Genomic DNA, 16,015 nt, shown 5'->3' on the forward strand with positions numbered 1-16,015 from the left:
TGGGGGCTGTCTTAATCCAGCTTGCAGCTTGACTTGGATCAAAGGGCGCAATGGGCCCGGTTTGTACGATTGGACAGAACCAGCGCTGAGATCACGAGATCGGGAGACACTCATGGCCAACGAGGCGAAGCCGGCACAGCAGCGCATCGACCAGTTCTTCTCCGGGCCCGGCGGACGTGCCGACAATTGGCGCGATCTGGTCGAGGCGGCGAAGGTGTGGAGCAGGGGCGGCGACCGTGCGGCGTATGACGCGGCGCTGACGGCGCTTGCGGTGACGGAGGAGTTTCACGGCTATCCGGGCCTTCGTTTGATGGCGGCGCTGAAGGAAGCTGCGGCGGCGGGCGACGCCGCCACCTCGCATATGCTTGCGACGCGGATTGCGCAGGCGCTTCAGACAAAATCCTTCCGCCAGCATGCAGGTGACTGGAGCACGCAGGACGAGGGCAATGGCGACGTTCCCGATCTGCTTCCGCCAACTCTGGGGCAATCGGCGGCGAGACGGCCGTATTTCGAGACGCTGATCGTGACCGGAGTGCCAGCCAGCAACTGGCCGGGACTCCTGGCGGAGTGGCGCAAGCTGCGGCGTCCGGTCGACGCCTTCATCTATGAGCCCGTGGTCGTGGGCAACCTCGAGGACGCCTTCTGTGCGGCCATGCTGAACCCCAATATTGCGGCGGTGGTGATCAATGAAGGCTTCGGGCTGCGCTCGCGCCACGATGCGCCGGTGCTTCGTGCCATGACCGGCGCCATGGGGCTCAGCGAGGAGTCCGATGCGTCCGCGCTCCGGTTGGCCCATATCCTGAAGCGGGTGCGTCCCGAGCTTGACCTCTACCTGATGTCCAACCGCGACGTCGAGGAGTTGGCCGGCAATCCCGAGGCCGATGTGGTGCGCCGCGTGTTCTACTCGGTCGAGGATATCCTCGAATTGCACCTTTCAATGCTGGAGGGCGTGCAGGATCGCTTCGACACGCCGTTCTTCGACAATTTGAAGAAATATGCGCAGCGGCCGATCGGCACCTTCCACGCGCTGCCGATCGCGCGCGGCAAGTCCGTGTTCAAGTCGGACTGGATCCGCGACATGGGCGAATTCTACGGGCTAAACCTGTTCCTTGCCGAGAGCAGCGCGACCACCGGCGGCCTCGACAGCATGCTGGAGCCGACCGGCAACATCAAGAAGGCACAGGAGAAGGCCGCGCGCGCGCTCGGCGCCGACCGCGTCTACTTCGTGACCAACGGCACCTCGACATCCAACAAGATGGCGGTGCAGGCGCTGCTGGGTCCCGGCGACATCGCAATCGTCGACCGCAATTGCCACAAGTCGCACCACTACGGCATGGTGCTGGCCGGCGCGCAGCCGCTCTACGTCGAGGCATTCCCGATGACGGAATACTCGATGTATGGCGCGGTGCCGTTGCAGACGATCAAGCAGGCACTTCTGAACGCGAAGGCGGATGGCCGGCTCGATCGGGTCAAGATGATCGACCTGACCAATTGCACCTTCGACGGCCACATCTACAACACGCGGCGGGTGATGGAGGAATGCCTCGCGATCAAGCCTGACCTGATCTTCCTCTGGGACGAGGCATGGTTCGGCTTCGCGCGGTTTTCACCGTTCCTGCGGCGGCGAACCGCGATGGGCGCGGCGAACGAGATCGAAGCCTGGATGCGTGATCCCAAATCGGTCGCCGCCTATGAGAAACAGCAGGCCGAGCTCGGCAAGAATCCGTCCGACGAGGTTCTGCTCAAGACCAGGCTGATCCCCGATCCGCGCCAGATCCGGCTGCGCGTCTACCAGACCAACTCGACGCACAAGTCGATGTCGGCGATCCGCCAGGGCTCGATGCTGGCGGTCAAGGACATCGAATTCCACACCGTCGAAGCGCAGTTCAAGGAGGCCGTATTCACGCACGCCTCGACCAGCCCGAACCAGCAGCTGATCGCCAGCCTCGACGTCTCGCGCCGGCAGATGGAACTCGAGGGCTATGGACTGGTGGCCAATGCCATGGAGATCGCGTTCGCCATCCGCAACGCGGTCAACACCAATCCGTTGATTTCGAGATATTTCCGCGTCCTCGGCGCGGATGCCATGGTGCCGAAGCAATACCGCGAGAGCGGATTCACCGACTATCTGGCGGCCGGGACCAACTGGGCTAGCGCCCTGAAGAGCCTGAACGACGACGAGTTCTGCCTCGATCCGACCCGCATGACGCTGGTCTGCGGCACCGCCGGGTACGACGGAACGTCGTTCAAGGGGCTGCTCGCCAGCCGCTACAACATCCAGGTCAACAAGACCTCGCGCAACTCGGTCCTGATCCAGTCCAATATCAACAATACGCGGAGCGACGTCGCGCATCTCGTCCGGGTGCTGGCCGAAATCTCCGGTGAAATCGATCGCGGCCTGACCAAGGGCGGCGCGAACGCCAGGGTCGACTTCGACATGCGGGTCAACAGCCTGATGAAGGATGTCCCCGACTTGCCGAACTTCTCGCATTTCCACGACGCCTATCGCGGCGATGCCGGCGCGAAGACGAATGAGGGCGACATCCGCGGCGGATTCTATTCGGCCTATGACGCGGCAGGATGCGAATATATTCGCCTGCACGATCCCGAGATCGACAGGCGTCTGAAGAACGGGCCCGCTCTCGTCTCCGCCAACTTCGTGATTCCCTATCCGCCGGGCTTCCCGATCATGGTCCCTGGCCAGGTCATCACGCAGGAGACCATCGATTTCATGCGCAAGCTGGATGTGAAGGAGATCCATGGCTACGACGCGGCCGAGGGCCTGAAGCTGGTGACGACCGAGGCATTGGGCAGGATGGGCAAGCCGCGAGCGGCCGCGCCGAAGTTCAAGGCTGCATCATAGACGAAGGAGAGTCCGCAAGGCGTCTTCGCATTCTTGCGGCGATGAGTCTTGCGCAACGAGGCGTAACGCAACCGGTTCCTGGAGGGACATGATGAGGAAAGTGAGTTTGATCGGAGCTCTCGCAATGCTGGCCATTGGATTGGCCGGCTTCAGCACGCCGTCGCTGGCTGAAACCGGCTCGGTCGCCGTCATCTTCACCAAGGGTGGATTCATCGTTGGTGTCGGAGGCGGCGAGGGCGTCTTGACGCTGCGCGGCAAGCACTATCCGTTCACGGTGTCGGGCATGAGCGTCGGCTTCACGATCGGCGCCTCGACCACCAAGCTGGTCGGGCGCGCCCTCAATCTCAGAGGGCCTGCCTCGATCGAAGGCTCCTACAGCGCGGCAGGCGCCGGTGGGGCGATCGCCGCGGGCGCCGGCGGCGTGCAGCTTCAGAACGCCAATGGCGTGATCCTGCAGCTCAGCGGCCCGAAGGTCGGCGCCGAAGTCTCGGCCGCCGTGGGCGGGGTTTCCATCCGCTTGAAGTAGGTCCAAGGGAGGCCGGCCGCGCGCCCTGCGCGGCCTGTCCTCTCAGTAGCGTTCCTCCACGAACTTCATTCCGCGCAGTCCGGCCTGATCGTTGTAGCGACCCTTGTTGGAGCGCTTGGGGAGCTTGACCTTGTCGCGCCTGACCCGTCCGTGAGGAATTGTCTTCAGCAGGAACGAGATGCAATTCAGCCGCGCCCGCCGCTTGTCGTCGGAACGGATGACGTTCCAGGGCGCGTGCTTCGAGCTCGTCGCCTTGAACATCAGGTCGCGCGCGCGGGAGTAATCATACCAGCGGCGATAGGATTCCGTGTCCATCGGGCTCAGCTTCCATTGCCGCATCGGATCGTCGATCCGCGCCCTGAAGCGGCGCTCCTGCTCCTCCATCCCGACCTCGAGCCACAGCTTGATCAGGATGATGCCGCCCTCGATGATGTATTGCTCCATCTGCGGGCAGAGGGAAAGGAATCGCTTGTGCTCCGCCGGCGTGCAGAACCCCATCACATATTCGACGCCCGCGCGATTGTACCAGCTGCGATCGAAGATCACGATCTCGCCGGCCGCCGGAAACTGCTGCATGTAGCGCTGGATGAAGAGCTGGGACTTCTCACGATCCGAGGGCGCGGGCAGGGCGACCACGCGAAACACGCGCGGGCTGACCTTCTCGGTCAGGGCCTTGATCGTTCCGCCCTTGCCGGCCGCATCGCGTCCCTCGAACAGGATGATGACCCTGAGCTTGTTCGCCTGTACCCAATCCTGGAGCTGGCAGAGCTGGGCCTGCAGCTTCTGCAGCTCTTCCTCATAGTCCTTGCGCTTCATCTTCTCGGTCGGCTTGTCTTTCGCCATGGATATCCGTCCATCGTTTCAACTAATCACCCCAGGCAATGACAATGCCGATGTCGCCGGGCATGCCGCCGGGGTAATCAACGATCTGATAGCGGATGCGGTAGCCGCGCGGCTGCAAGTAGTCGGCCCAGAGCTGGTATATTTCCTTAGGTATACCCGTCAGCGTCTTCTCCCAGCCGGCCTCCATCTGATTGATCGCTCGCCCCTTGTCGGAGCACAGCGAGTTCGGGAAGCGATAGACCTGGACCTCGCTCAAGCCATTGCGCACCGCCCGCTGAATCACCGTCGACGCCAGCTTGACCTTCTCGTCCTCGGTAAGCCCCGAGGGCTTGCTCAGCCGCTCGATCAACGCGCGCTTCTCGGCTTCGATAGCAGCCGCACGCTTGGCATGCTCCTCGGCCTTCTCCGCTTCCTTGAGCGCTGCCTGCTTCTGGATCTCGTGCGCCTTCGGGATCAGGTCATCGATCTTGTTTCGCATGGCTGGGGACTCCTAACCCGATCTTCCACCTTGCCCCCGGAACGGTAGGGATGAGCCGACCGGCTTCCTTGATCCAGATCAAGCAAGCGCGATAGGATCGTCAGCAGTGTCGATCAGGATTCGCCTGCGGTGTTATTGCGACCGGGAGACTTGGCTTGAGCGAACAGATGCATCCGGCGGCCCCCCATCATCTGCCGTTTTTCATTCCCGGCGCCGACGGGTCGGACACCCTGATGGTGGTGATGGGCATTTTCCTCGTAGCCACCGTCTTGTGGGTTGGCACTCTGTACTGGAAGCTGCACAGCCTGCCGGAGCGCATGGCGCACAAGAGCCAGAAACTTCAGTTTGAGATCGTCGCCGTTCTCGGCTTGATATCGCTTTTCACCCACATGCATATCTTCTGGGTCGCCGGCCTGTTGCTGGCACTCATCGACCTGCCGGATTTCGGCACGCCGATGCGCAGCATCGCAGATTCCGTCGAGCGCATAGCCGACGCCACGCCGGGCGCTGCCGAACCGGTAGCCGAATCCGGACCTGGCGGCGGTCCCGATGTCCGGACGCCCGCGAAGCAAGAGGTGCACAACCATGCTTGAGCTGATGATCTGCTCGCTGGTGACGATCCTGCCGGATTACCTCTACCGCCGCTATCGGCAAGGCAAGCGGTTCGGCAAGGAGATCACGTTCTTCTCTGTCTGGTATGAACTGAGATGGGGGATCACCGGCTGCCTGATGCTCACGATCTCGCTGATCACGATGATCTTCTACTTTCATCCCTCGACAACCTCGGCGGCGATCTACTTCAGGACCGTGCCGATCCTGCCCGAAGGCTCCGGACGTGTCGTCGAGGTCAATGTCGGCTTCACCGCGCCGGTGAAGAAGGGGGACGTTCTGTTCCGGCTCGACAGTTCGAAGCAGGAGGCCGCGCTCGAGACCGCCAAGCGAAAGATCGCCGAGGTGGATGCGTCGTTGATCGCGGCGCAGGCCGACGTCGTAAAGGCGGACGCGCAGATCGGGGAGGCGAAGGCCTCCTTGCAGCAGGCCAAGGACGAGCTGGAGGTGAAGAGCGAGTTGCAGCGCCGCAATCCCGGCATCGTGCCGCAACGTGACATCGAGAAGCTGCAGGTGCTGGTTGATCAGCGGCAGTCCGGCGTCGATGCCGCCAGCGCCGCCAGGGAGTCGGCGACGTTGCGCGTCTCGACGCTGTTGCCGGCCGAGAAGGCGAGCGCCGAGGCTGCGCGGGCGCAGGCGCAAGTGGATCTCGACAAGACCTTCGTCCGTGCCGGCGTCGATGGCCGCGTCGAGCAATTCCTCGTTCGCCCCGGGGACCTCGTCGCCCAGATCATGCGGCCGGCCGGAATCCTGATACCGGACGAAGCGGGCCGCAACAGGTTGCAGGCGGGATTCGGGCAGATCGAGGCCCAGGTGATGAAGCCCGGCATGGTCGCGGAAGCCACCTGCATGTCGAAACCCTGGGTGATCATTCCACTGGTCGTCACCAGCGTGCAGGATTTCATCGCCGCCGGCCAGTTTCGGGCCAGCGAGCTGTTGATCGACCCGCAGAATCTGCAACAGCCTGGTTCGATCCTCGTGTTCCTCGAGCCGCTCTACAAGGGCGGCCTTGACGGCGTGACGCCGGGCAGCACTTGCATCGTCAATGCCTACACCAGCAACCATGACGAGATTTCCGATCCGAAAACCGGGGCGTTGAAAGGCTTTGCCCTGCACGCCGTCGACGCGACTGCACTCGTTCATGCATTGCTGCTTCGGATCCAGGCTCTGCTGCTGCCGATCAAGACGCTGGTGGTTAGTGGCCACTGACGGGTGCGAACAGGGAGACAGCAGATGAAACCGGTCCGTAAGCTTCGCGCAATCGTGGCGACGGGCATGATCTTCGGATTGCCGGGTTACGCGCAGGCTTTCGATCTCACGGGTGCCTGGGCCACGAGCGCCGAGCAATGCCGGAAAGTGTTCGCCCACAAGGGCAGGGCGAACCAGCTGACCTTCACGAACTTCTCAGGCGTCTATGGCGGCGGATTCATCGCCGAGCCCGATCGCCTCCGGAGCAAGTTCGAGAACTGTAAGATCAAATCGCGCAAGGACGACGGCCAGACCATCAACATCATCGTCGGTTGTGCGTCCGGAATCATGGTATCGAATGTGCAGTTCTTCCTTAAGGCCGTCGACGACGATACCATTACGCGCCAATTCCCGGGTATCGAGGGGATGGAGGTCAACTATCATCGTTGCAAGATCTAGAGGCATCCGCTCCCCGCGCTGGCTCAGCGCCGCCGGACCGTTGTCGGCTGGCGCCGAACCGATCGAGTGATGCGCCGTGGATCCCAGCAGGTTGCCGAGGTCATTGCGCATCGCCCTGGTGGCCGGCCTTGTGCTTTTGGCGGGGGGTGCAAGCCTGTTTGCCTATCGCTGGTACGAGCGGCCGACGACCCTGACGATCGCGGTTGGGTCGCTGGACGGCGAGGCCGGGAGGCTGGTCTCGGCGATCGCAGGAAAGTTCGCCCAATCGAAAGCACCAGTCCGGCTCAGCCTGGTCCAGACGCCGGGACCGCTTGAGTCCGCCAAGGCATTCGCGTCCGGAAAGGTGGACCTCGCGGTCGTCCGTGGAGACGTCGGCGATCTATCGCAGGCCCAGGCCGTGATCGTGTTGGCCCACGCCACCGTCCTGTTGGTCGCGCCGCCCGGCGCTGCGATATCTGACGTGGCGGAGTTGAAACGCGTCGCGATCGGTGTGATCGGCGCCGAAGCCAATCAGAAGCTGATCAAGGTGCTGACCGACGAATACGATCTGACGCGCGCGGGCGTGACGTTCAAGCCGCTCGCCCCCGCGGATGCGCGCCGGGCGCTCGACACCAAGGAGGTACGGGCGATCCTGCTCGTCATGCCTTTGACTGAAAAATATCTTTCGCTGCTGCGCAATGTCTTCGCGCGCACCACGCGAGCCGGCCCGGTGATGATCGCCATCGAGTCCGCCGGAGCGATCGCCGAGAAAGAGCGCGCCTACGAAAGCTTCGACGTACCCAAGGGAACCCTGCGCGGCTCGCCGCCTGTTCCTGCTGATGACCTGACGACGCTCCAGACGTCGTTTTATCTGGTGGCACAGAAGAAGCTTGGGAATGACGTGATCAGCGACCTGACGCAGTCGATCATGAACGCGCGGCGAGAGTTGCTCGCCGAACTGCCGGCGCTCTCCCAGATCGCTACGCCTGATACCGACGCGGGCGCCTACATTCCCGTGCATCCCGGGGCGGCTGCGGTCTATGAGGGGACCAGGGAGAGCTTTCTCGATCAATGGGGCAATGCGATCTTCCTGGCGCCGATGATCGCAGGCGGGCTTGCGTCGGTGCTCGCGGCGGCGTGGAAATTTCTCCGCTCGAGCGAGGCACCGAGCCGGAAGGAGGCGCTCGACACGCTTTATGCACTGGCAGGGCGAATTCGGATGGCCAGGCGTGTGTCGGATCTCGAAGAGATCGAGCGCGAAATCGATCAGGTGCTGCGTACGCAGCGCGAGCAGCCGGTCGCGGACGACAAGGCCGAGCGCGCTGTCACGGCGGTGAACGTTGCGGCCCATCGGCTCGAGAACCTGATTCACGACCGCCGCATCCACCTTGCGTCGCGACAGCCGGGCCAGGCCGGAAGCCAGGTCGAAAGCTGAGCCGAAGGACAGTTTCCTTGATCTCGATCAAGGAGGGGAGGGGATCGTGGCCGATGCTGTCGACCGTTGGTGTCGATGGAGGTCGCGATGTTCCGTTGGGGCAAGATTCTGCTCGCGGTTGTGCTGGTGTCGGTGACGTCCGTTGCCGCATTCGCGCAGACGGCTGACAAGCCGCCCGCCCAGACCAGCCCGCCCGCCCAGGCTAGCCAGCCGGCTGCGGCAACCCAGCCGACCGATCAGCTCCTGAAGCCGGAACAGCTGGAAGCCCTGGTGGCGCCGATCGCGCTCTACCCGGACTCGCTGCTCGCCAACGTGCTGGCGGCGTCGACCTATCCGCTCGAGGTCGTGCAGGCCGATCGCTGGCTCAAGGAGCGCAAGAGCCTGAAAGGGGATGCGCTGAAGGCCGAGGTCGACAAGCAGGCCTGGGATGACAGCGTGAAGGCGCTCACCAGCACCGCCGACGTGCTCGCGATGATGAGCGACAAGATCGATTGGACGAAGAATCTGGGCGATGCCGTGCTGGCGCAGCAGCCCGACGTCATGGATGCGATCCAGCGGTTGCGCAGCAAGGCGCAGGCCAACAACAAGCTGGTGACGACCAAGCAGCAGAAGGTCAGCGTCCAGACCCAGGAGAACAAGCAGGTCATCGTCATCGAGCAGACCGATCCGAACACCGTCTATGTGCCCTATTACGATCCCGCCACGGTCTACGGCGCGTGGCCGTATGCCGCGTACCCGCCGTACTATTTCGGCTATCCGTCCTATATCGGCGCCGGTGTTGTCGCGGCAGGTCTTGCTTTCGGCGCCGGCTGGGCGATCGGGCGCTGGGGCAATTATTGGGGTGGCGGCTTCAACTGGGGCAATCGCAACGTCTATGTCAATCATCGGACCACCAACATCGCAAATGGCTGGCAGCACAATCCGGCGCATCGCCAGGGCGTTCGCTACAACAACAGCAATGTCCAGCAGCGCTTCGGCGGCAACGCCAATCGCGCCGGTGCCAGCGATCGGATGAACTTTCGCGGCCGTGACGGTCAGCAGGTTCTCAATCCGGGCGATCGCCAGGGTGCAGATCGCGCAGGTGACCGGGCAGGAGACCGCGGCGGCGACCGTGCGGGTGATCGCGCCGGAGATCGTGCGGGAGATCGCGCTGGAGACCGTGGAGGCGACCGCGCCGGAGACCGTGCGGGCGATCGCGGCAAAGGCGGTGACCGTGCCGGTGCCGCCAATCGCGCCAAGGGCGGCGACCGCGCCGGTGCCGGCAACAAGGCCAAGGGCGGTGGCGATCGCGCCAAGGCCGCCAACCGCGGCAATGCCGGTAACCGCGCAGCAGCGGCGAATCGTGGCGGTGGCAGTCGCGGTGGCGCCATGAACGTATCGTCCGGGCGGGCAGCTGCGGCGGCATCGGCGCGCGGGCGATCGAGCATGGCCAGCATGCCACGCGCGGCGGCGGCGGCGCAAGTTTTGCCGGCCGTGGCGGGGGCGGCGGAGGCGGCTTCCGCGGTGGTGGCGGAGGTGGCGGCTTCCGCGGCGGCGGCGGTGGACGACGCTCCGACATCGCGCTCAAGCACGATATCGAGCTGCTCGGACATCTCGCCAACGGCCTCGGCTACTATCGCTTCAGCTATCTCGGTAGCAGCAAAGCCTATGTCGGCGTGATGGCGCAGGAGGTCGAGCAGGTCATGCCGGCGGCGGTGACGCGCGGCGCCGACGGCTATCTCAGGGTCTATTACGACAAGCTTGGGCTCAAGTTCCGCAGCTACAACGACTGGCTTGCCGCCGGCGCGAAGATTCCATCCCCGTCGGAGGCATCACGATGACACGCTCTTCGGACTCGCGACTGGATCGTGTTGCCTCCATCGGCGTGGCCACGGCAACTGTACTTGCTCTGCTGCTGTCTCCGGCAGGCGCCCAGCAAGGCTTCCCCAATCCGGAAGACGCGGCGTCCGCCTTGGCAACCGCGGTCAAGGCCGGCACCAGTCGGGCGATGCTGAAGGTGCTGGGCCGCGATGCCGCCGATATCATCGAGTCGGGCGACGATGTCGCCGACGCCAATGCGCGAGAGAGCTTTCTTTCTGCCTACGACGCCAAGCATTCGATCAAGGCTGACGGCAACAAGAAGGCCACCTTGATTTTGGGGAGGGACGATTTCCCGTTCCCGATCCCGCTCGTCAACAACAATGACGGCTGGAGTTTCGACGCCGCCGCGGGGCGGCGCGAAATCCTCTACCGCAGGATCGGCCGCAATGAGCTGGCCGCGATCCAGACCAGTCTTGCCTATGTCGACGCACAGAACGAATACGCAGAGAAGGATCGCGGCGAGGGTGTGGGCGCCTATGCCCAGCGCATCGTCAGCAGGCCGGGCAAGACGGACGGGTTGTTCTGGCGCGACGACAAGGATCCAAGCCCGCTCGGCGAGCTGGCGGCCCAGGCCGCCGCGGAAGGCTACAAGGTCGGCGAGCAGAGCATGCCGTACCACGGCTACTACTATCGGATTCTGAAGGCACAGGGCTCCGACGCCCCGGGCGGCGCGCTGAACTATGTCGTGAAGGGCAAGATGATCGGTGGATTCGCGCTGGTCGCCTATCCCGCCGAATACGGCAATTCCGGCGTCATGACCTTCCTGGTCAACCACGCAGGCACGGTCTATCAAAAGGATCTCGGCTCACGCACCGATTTCCTCGCCAAGCGCATGATCGTTTTCGATCCGGATCAGACCTGGAAGAAAGTGGATCCGGCAAATCCCTGAGCGAGGAGGGGGCTGTGTTGACGCGATCCATGATCCGTTCCGTCGTACTGGCGCTTGTCGCGATGGACCTCTTGGTCGCGCCATGCTTCGCGCAGGCCGTCGGCCACGTCCAGGTCAAGTTCGTGAAGGCGGCGCTCGTCGTGGGCGGCGGCGGCGGCAGCGGCACGTTGACCTACCGCGGGCGGCACTATCGGTTCATCGCGTCCGGCTTCAGCCTCGGCGTGAGTGCCGGTGCGTCGGTGACCTGGCTGGAGGGCACCGCCTCAGGCATCAGGGACGTCAACGATTTCGCCGGCAGCTACGCGCTGGTCGGAGCAGGTGGCGCATGGGCTGGTGGCGTAGGCGGGGTGAGCCTGCGAAATGAACACGGCGTGGTTCTGATGCTCAAAGGGCCGAAGGCAGGGCTGGAATTTGCCGCCAATCTGGGCGGGCTCACGATTTCGCTGCGCTGAGCTCGGGCTCGATTCGCCCTGCCTCAGATGGCCGCAGGTGGAAGCTGCCTCCGCCGAGCGACGACCGGCGTCCGGGGTGCGGCGCCGAGCGATGGATTGATCTATCTCAAGGCCGGGTCCGAGGCGCAGGTGCAGCTTGCACCTGACGGGGCGCGATACGTCATCCAGATAACCGGGAGGTCTAAGCATGTACCGGCACATTCTCATTCCGACAGATGGGTCGGAACTGGCGGAGCATGGGGTGAAGCACGGGTTGGCGCTGGCGAAATCCGTCGGAGCCAAGGTATCGGTCATCTTCGTCGTTGAGCCGCTCTCTGAAATCGGAGGACGGTACCGTGAGCTGCTCGCGAGATTTGCCGAGATACGCAAGGAAGAGGCCACGAGCGCGCTGGATCGTGCCGCACACGCGGCCAGGGAGGCCGGCGTTCCCTGCGAGACAAGCCAGGCCGAGAGCGGGCAACCCCATCAAGCCATCATCGCGGCAGCCGAGGATAAGGGCTGCGATCTCATCGTTATGTCATCGCACGGGCGCAGCGGGCTCTCCATGCTGCTCATCGGCAGTGTGACAAACAAGGTGCTGACGCAAGCAAGGACTCCGGTCCTTGTCTGTCAGTGAGGGCGCAGATCGCCGGATAGAAATCACTGTGCACGGAGCTTGGGAGAATCGAATGAATAAAATCACTGTGTGCCTGGCTCTTGCCGGTGCGGCGTTGTCGGGTCCGCTGCAAGCGCAGACCAGCATCGATATGGCGCGGATCACTTGCTCGCAATACCTCGCCATGTCCCCGGGCGATTCTTCCGTATTTTCTGCCTGGATGAGCGGCTGGTTCAATCAAAAGAAGGGATACGTCTTTGTCGATCTCAACGCGTATGCGCGAAATGTCGCAAGCGTAAAGGCATGGTGCGCGATTAATCCCACTCAGACCGTGATGGCCGGCCTTGAGCGCTCTACGGCCGGCCAGTGATCAAACAGGGTTGGAAGATAACAATGAAACCATCGATCCTTGCCGTTGCGACCGTTGCACTCCTCGCCACCAGCGTCGTGGCCAAAGCGCAAGTCGTCGTCGATCTGTCCCTCATTACCTGCAAGCAATTGCTGGAGGCGGATCAGGAACGACAAACGCTGATCAGCTCCTGGATGTCAGGCTATTTCAGCGCATCGAAGAACCTGACCGTCGTCGATTTTCGCTACGTCGAGCGAAACGGCAAGGTCATCGGCAAGTACTGCAAGTCGCACAAGGCGGACACCGTGATGAATGCGATGCAAAAGAACTGGCGCTGATCATCGTCGCTGCGATCGCGCGAGCCTTGGAGGGCATTCTTGTCCTTCGCGTCGGCAATGCCGACGGTCGGCAGGCTCGTCGCGGTTCGCTGGCGCTTCCGATCGAACCGGCTGTCCCTCAATGCGGGCCGCGGCTCCCGTATTTGTACGGTCCGGGCGCTTGACCGAGGTCAAGGCGCGGCCACTGGCCAGATGGTGTGTCGCTAGGGCTGTTCGCTCTCTCCGGTGTCGCGGTGTCGGCCATCTGGTATGTCACTTATGAAATTCGCCGACGTGGTCTGCTGGCTCGAAGGGCGCGCAGCCCTCGCGAGACCAGGACATTTGCTACTGAATCGGAAGCCAAGGCGTTCGCACGGTCAAAACTGGACGAAGGGCTGGTCGTGTTTGCCGGCACCATCAATCCGCACCTCCCCAGGCAATTGATCCCCTCGCAGAACATCGCCGATTGGCTCGTCGAACAGTGAGTCGGCTCCGGTGCTTCCTCTCCGGCAGCACGAGCTTCGTGCTGCACCGAATGTTGAAAGCACAGCCCAAGCACGGTGTTGGTTTGCCCTTGAGTGTTGCCATTTTGGCACGCGCCTTTTCGTGACTCACATCTAGGCTTCGATCACTGCCCCGATCGGGCGAGCGCAAGGACTGCTTTTCTCGATTAACGCGAAGAGACCCGGAGATCATTCCATGAAGAGATTTTTGCTTTCTGTCGCCGCGATTATCGGCATGGCCACGCCGGCGTTGTCGGCTGACATGGCCGTCAAGGCGGCGCCTGTGCCGGTCCCTCCGCCGGTCTACAACTGGACCGGCTTCTATATCGGTGCGAATGGCGGTTGGGGTGAGAGCCGCACCTGCTGGGATTTCCTCCCCGCCCTGGGAGGTGTCGTGGCCGACGGGTGCAGCTCGCGCTCCGGTGGCGTTTTCGGCGGACAACTCGGCTATCGCTGGCAGGCAGGCCAGTTCGTGTTCGGCCTGGAAGGGCAGGGTGACTGGGCGGACCTGAAGAGCTCGCGCCTCAGCCTGATCGATCCGAGGTTCTCGACGACAACGAAGACCGACGGACTGGGCCTTTTCACCGGCCAGCTCGGCTGGGCCTGGGATGCCGCGCTGTTCTACGTGAAGGGTGGTGCAGCGGTCACCAGCAATCGCTATGACATCTTTACCACGGTCGGCGGAATCGGGGTCGCGTCGGCGACATCGACCCGTTGGGGCGGTACCGTCGGCGTGGGCTTCGAGTACGGGTTCACCCCGAACTGGTCCATCGGGCTCGAATATGACCGTCTTTTCATGGGCGATGCCAACAACACGTTCTCGGTGGTCAATCCTATCGTGGCCGGCGCCGCCAACCGGATCGGACAGGATGTGGATCTGCTGACGATCCGCCTGAACTATCGGTTCGGCGGGCCGGTCGTCGCCAGATACTGATCGTCCTGGATGGATGTAATTTAGGCCCCGGCATTCTTGCCGGGGCCTTTCTTTTAGTTTTGGCGGCTACCGGACCAAATGCCCGATGCGCGGCAAGCGCCGCTGTCAGCGCTTTGCGGCTGCGCCCTTCGCTGCTTCGTAGGCGTCGCGATAGCCTCTGGCGATGGTCCGAACGCCTCGCCCGATATCGTCATAGACATCGTCGGGCAGGTTCGCGAGCGAGACGCGAAGCGACCATTCGGGCGCATCGAATCCGCCGCCGTTCAACAGCACGATCCCATGGGCTTCAGCCAGCCTGAACGCGAGGTCCAGCGGATGGACGTTCTTCTTCAGGTATTCAACCGCCTCGTCGCCGATATTCTTTCGGGCCCAGAACTCGAAATCAATCAGGGCGTAGTAGGCATCATAGCTCGGATTCGGGGTCAGCTTGTCGGCAAGCCCGAGGCCATCGAGCAGCGACCACAGGCGCTTGTTGACGATCTCCATGCAGGCGGCCTGATAGGCCTTCTTTTCGTCCATCATCTCCGCGAGCGAGAACAGGCTCATCATCACCTGCTGCGGCAACGACAGGCCCGCAGTGTGATTGAGCGCCACGTCGCGGCTGTCGGCGACGATGCGGTCGATCAGCTTGAGCTTGCGCGGTTCGAGCGTGAGCGGCCCGTAGCGCTTGTCGAGCGCCTTGACGGCCTCGTCCGGGAGCTTGGCGATCATCTTGTCGAAGATGTTGTCCTCGTGGATGGCGATCGCGCCGAGCCGCCATCCCGTGCAGCCGAAATACTTCGAATAGGAGTAGACGCCGATGGTGTTGTGCGGCAGCTCGCCCAGCAGCGAACGGAACCCGTGCACGAAGGTGCCGTAGACGTCGTCGGTGAGGATCATCAAGTCGGGGCGCTTGGTCCTGACCAGATTGGCCAGCTTGGCAACCGTCTCCTTGCTCAACGCCATCCCCGGAGGGTTGGACGGATTGACCACGAAGAAGGCCTTGATCTTCGGATCCTCCAGCTTCTTGATCTCCTCGTCGGTGAACTGGAACTTGTTCTCCTGCGGAGCCCTGATCTGAACCACCTTCAGGTCGTAGTCTTCCAGGTGCGTCATCTCGATGTAGGGCGTGAAAATCGGCGTCGCCAACGCGATCGTATCGCCGGGCACCAGCAGCCGGTTGGCCTTCAGCGACTTAAAGAGGTAGCACATCGCCGCCGTGCCGCCCTCGACCGCATAGATGTCGAATTTTCCGGCCGGCCGGGGCTCGCCGCAAACCGCCCACATCAGGTATTCGTGCACGATCTTTTCGTTGTGCACCAGCATGCGGTCCGGCACCGGGTAATTGTCGCCGATGATCGAATCGACCAGCTCGTGGACGAAGGCGTCCGGGTCGAAGCCGAATTTCTTGACCGCAAAGGGCAGCATCTCGGTCAGGAAGCTCGCACCCGGCATGTCCTTGTGCTGCTTGAGCCAGGCTTCGAACCGGCCGGCGATGCCGCTTGCCTGGGGCATGCCGCCGATGCCCGCCGGGTGCTCCATCACCCGCTTGCTCTCGGTGATGGCGAATTGTCCCAGCAGGAAGAAGCCTTCGCGCGGCGTCGTGGCCACCCAGTTCGGATTGCCCCGCCCGGCGTTCAGGAAGGGCATCTGGCTCCGCTTCGAATTGCTCTTGGCGAGGTTGATCAGCTCGTCCTTGATCTCGAAGGGGCTCAACGCCTCGAATTTCTTCAGGGTCAGAAGATCGGCCATTTGAC

16 protein-coding genes and 1 pseudogene are annotated in these 16,015 nt (G+C 63.0%); 14 read left to right on the forward strand and 3 right to left on the reverse strand.

The window, feature by feature from the left end; all coding sequences use genetic code 11:
• The first annotated feature begins 112 nt into the window (after window positions 1-112).
• Both ACVMB1_RS08025 and ACVMB1_RS08030 read left to right on the forward strand, forming a co-directional pair.
• Window positions 113-2,863, forward strand: coding sequence for a decarboxylase (locus tag ACVMB1_RS08025; RefSeq protein WP_456848415.1), 2,751 nt, complete (start codon window positions 113-115; stop codon window positions 2,861-2,863).
• A 91-nt stretch (window positions 2,864-2,954) separates the two neighbouring features.
• Window positions 2,955-3,389: a hypothetical protein gene (locus ACVMB1_RS08030; RefSeq protein WP_057017289.1), complete on the forward strand. Its 435-nt coding sequence runs from the start codon at window positions 2,955-2,957 to the stop codon at window positions 3,387-3,389.
• Between the two features lie 42 nt (window positions 3,390-3,431).
• Here ACVMB1_RS08030 and ppk2 read toward each other — a convergent pair whose 3' ends face one another.
• The gene (gene ppk2 / locus ACVMB1_RS08035; RefSeq protein ID WP_456780915.1) at window positions 3,432-4,232 is read right to left on the reverse strand and encodes a polyphosphate kinase 2; all 801 of its coding nucleotides are present in this window, start codon (window positions 4,230-4,232) and stop codon (window positions 3,432-3,434) included.
• Window positions 4,233-4,254: 22 nt separating this feature from the next.
• The gene (locus tag ACVMB1_RS08040; protein WP_057017151.1) at window positions 4,255-4,710 is read right to left on the reverse strand and encodes a hypothetical protein; all 456 of its coding nucleotides are present in this window, start codon (window positions 4,708-4,710) and stop codon (window positions 4,255-4,257) included.
• Window positions 4,711-4,865: 155 nt separating this feature from the next.
• Between ACVMB1_RS08040 and ACVMB1_RS08045 the strand changes: the two genes are divergently transcribed.
• The 12 genes and pseudogenes from ACVMB1_RS08045 to ACVMB1_RS08100 all read left to right on the forward strand — a co-directional run bounded on the left by ACVMB1_RS08045 (window position 4,866) and on the right by ACVMB1_RS08100 (window position 14,279).
• Complete coding sequence (locus ACVMB1_RS08045; protein WP_194295332.1) at window positions 4,866-5,303, forward strand: hypothetical protein; 438 nt, start codon at window positions 4,866-4,868, stop codon at window positions 5,301-5,303.
• Window positions 5,296-6,528: an HlyD family secretion protein gene (locus tag ACVMB1_RS08050; protein WP_057017152.1), complete on the forward strand. Its 1,233-nt coding sequence runs from the start codon at window positions 5,296-5,298 to the stop codon at window positions 6,526-6,528. Before ACVMB1_RS08045 ends, ACVMB1_RS08050 begins: the two co-directional genes overlap by 8 nt.
• A gap of 24 nt (window positions 6,529-6,552) precedes the next feature.
• The gene (locus ACVMB1_RS08055) at window positions 6,553-6,966 is read left to right on the forward strand and encodes a hypothetical protein (protein WP_229189524.1); all 414 of its coding nucleotides are present in this window, start codon (window positions 6,553-6,555) and stop codon (window positions 6,964-6,966) included.
• Between the two features lie 103 nt (window positions 6,967-7,069).
• Window positions 7,070-8,380, forward strand: coding sequence for a TAXI family TRAP transporter solute-binding subunit (locus ACVMB1_RS08060; RefSeq protein WP_210262741.1), 1,311 nt, complete (start codon window positions 7,070-7,072; stop codon window positions 8,378-8,380).
• Between the two features lie 87 nt (window positions 8,381-8,467).
• A pseudogene (locus tag ACVMB1_RS08065) lies at window positions 8,468-10,200 on the forward strand (DUF3300 domain-containing protein).
• Window positions 10,197-11,129 carry a DUF2950 domain-containing protein gene (locus tag ACVMB1_RS08070; protein ID WP_253587207.1) on the forward strand — a complete coding sequence of 311 codons (933 nt, stop codon included), beginning with the start codon at window positions 10,197-10,199 and terminating at the stop codon, window positions 11,127-11,129. The pseudogene ACVMB1_RS08065 and the gene ACVMB1_RS08070 overlap by 4 nt, the downstream one beginning before the upstream one ends.
• A 29-nt stretch (window positions 11,130-11,158) precedes the next feature.
• A complete protein-coding gene (locus ACVMB1_RS08075; RefSeq protein ID WP_233475530.1) occupies window positions 11,159-11,581 on the forward strand; it encodes a hypothetical protein in 423 nt (140 codons plus the stop codon).
• A gap of 187 nt (window positions 11,582-11,768) precedes the next feature.
• Window positions 11,769-12,197: a universal stress protein gene (locus ACVMB1_RS08080; protein WP_456848418.1), complete on the forward strand. Its 429-nt coding sequence runs from the start codon at window positions 11,769-11,771 to the stop codon at window positions 12,195-12,197.
• 52 nt (window positions 12,198-12,249) lie between these two features.
• On the forward strand, window positions 12,250-12,546 hold the full coding sequence (locus tag ACVMB1_RS08085; protein WP_168856810.1) for an HdeA/HdeB family chaperone: 297 nt from the start codon (window positions 12,250-12,252) through the stop codon (window positions 12,544-12,546).
• A gap of 23 nt (window positions 12,547-12,569) precedes the next feature.
• Window positions 12,570-12,863: an HdeA/HdeB family chaperone gene (locus ACVMB1_RS08090; protein ID WP_076826336.1), complete on the forward strand. Its 294-nt coding sequence runs from the start codon at window positions 12,570-12,572 to the stop codon at window positions 12,861-12,863.
• Between the two features lie 233 nt (window positions 12,864-13,096).
• Window positions 13,097-13,327 (forward strand): hypothetical protein, encoded by a 231-nt coding sequence (locus tag ACVMB1_RS08095; protein ID WP_168856871.1) that lies wholly within the window; start codon window positions 13,097-13,099, stop codon window positions 13,325-13,327.
• A gap of 214 nt (window positions 13,328-13,541) precedes the next feature.
• Window positions 13,542-14,279, forward strand: coding sequence for an outer membrane protein (locus tag ACVMB1_RS08100; RefSeq protein ID WP_456848420.1), 738 nt, complete (start codon window positions 13,542-13,544; stop codon window positions 14,277-14,279).
• 105 nt (window positions 14,280-14,384) lie between these two features.
• Here ACVMB1_RS08100 and aspD read toward each other — a convergent pair whose 3' ends face one another.
• A complete protein-coding gene (gene aspD, locus ACVMB1_RS08105; protein WP_168856808.1) occupies window positions 14,385-16,010 on the reverse strand; it encodes an aspartate 4-decarboxylase in 1,626 nt (541 codons plus the stop codon).
• Between the last annotated feature and the right edge of the window lie 5 nt (window positions 16,011-16,015).

This window comes from Bradyrhizobium sp. USDA 4504 (assembly GCF_054063995.1).

What these genes read in the sequence shown, in the direction of transcription:
- ACVMB1_RS08025 (WP_456848415.1), top strand. Translation starts at nt 113, where the DNA reads ATGGCCAACGAGGCGAAGCCGGCACAGCAGCGCATCGACCAGTTCTTC.
- ACVMB1_RS08030 (WP_057017289.1), top strand. Translation starts at nt 2,955, where the DNA reads ATGAGGAAAGTGAGTTTGATCGGAGCTCTCGCAATGCTGGCCATTGGA.
- ppk2 (WP_456780915.1), bottom strand. Translation starts at nt 4,232, where the DNA reads ATGGCGAAAGACAAGCCGACCGAGAAGATGAAGCGCAAGGACTATGAG.
- ACVMB1_RS08040 (WP_057017151.1), bottom strand. Translation starts at nt 4,710, where the DNA reads ATGCGAAACAAGATCGATGACCTGATCCCGAAGGCGCACGAGATCCAG.
- ACVMB1_RS08050 (WP_057017152.1), top strand. Translation starts at nt 5,296, where the DNA reads ATGCTTGAGCTGATGATCTGCTCGCTGGTGACGATCCTGCCGGATTAC.
- ACVMB1_RS08055 (WP_229189524.1), top strand. Translation starts at nt 6,553, where the DNA reads ATGAAACCGGTCCGTAAGCTTCGCGCAATCGTGGCGACGGGCATGATC.
- ACVMB1_RS08070 (WP_253587207.1), top strand. Translation starts at nt 10,197, where the DNA reads ATGACACGCTCTTCGGACTCGCGACTGGATCGTGTTGCCTCCATCGGC.
- ACVMB1_RS08075 (WP_233475530.1), top strand. Translation starts at nt 11,159, where the DNA reads ATGATCCGTTCCGTCGTACTGGCGCTTGTCGCGATGGACCTCTTGGTC.
- ACVMB1_RS08080 (WP_456848418.1), top strand. Translation starts at nt 11,769, where the DNA reads ATGTACCGGCACATTCTCATTCCGACAGATGGGTCGGAACTGGCGGAG.
- ACVMB1_RS08085 (WP_168856810.1), top strand. Translation starts at nt 12,250, where the DNA reads ATGAATAAAATCACTGTGTGCCTGGCTCTTGCCGGTGCGGCGTTGTCG.
- ACVMB1_RS08090 (WP_076826336.1), top strand. Translation starts at nt 12,570, where the DNA reads ATGAAACCATCGATCCTTGCCGTTGCGACCGTTGCACTCCTCGCCACC.
- ACVMB1_RS08100 (WP_456848420.1), top strand. Translation starts at nt 13,542, where the DNA reads ATGAAGAGATTTTTGCTTTCTGTCGCCGCGATTATCGGCATGGCCACG.
- aspD (WP_168856808.1), bottom strand. Translation starts at nt 16,010, where the DNA reads ATGGCCGATCTTCTGACCCTGAAGAAATTCGAGGCGTTGAGCCCCTTC.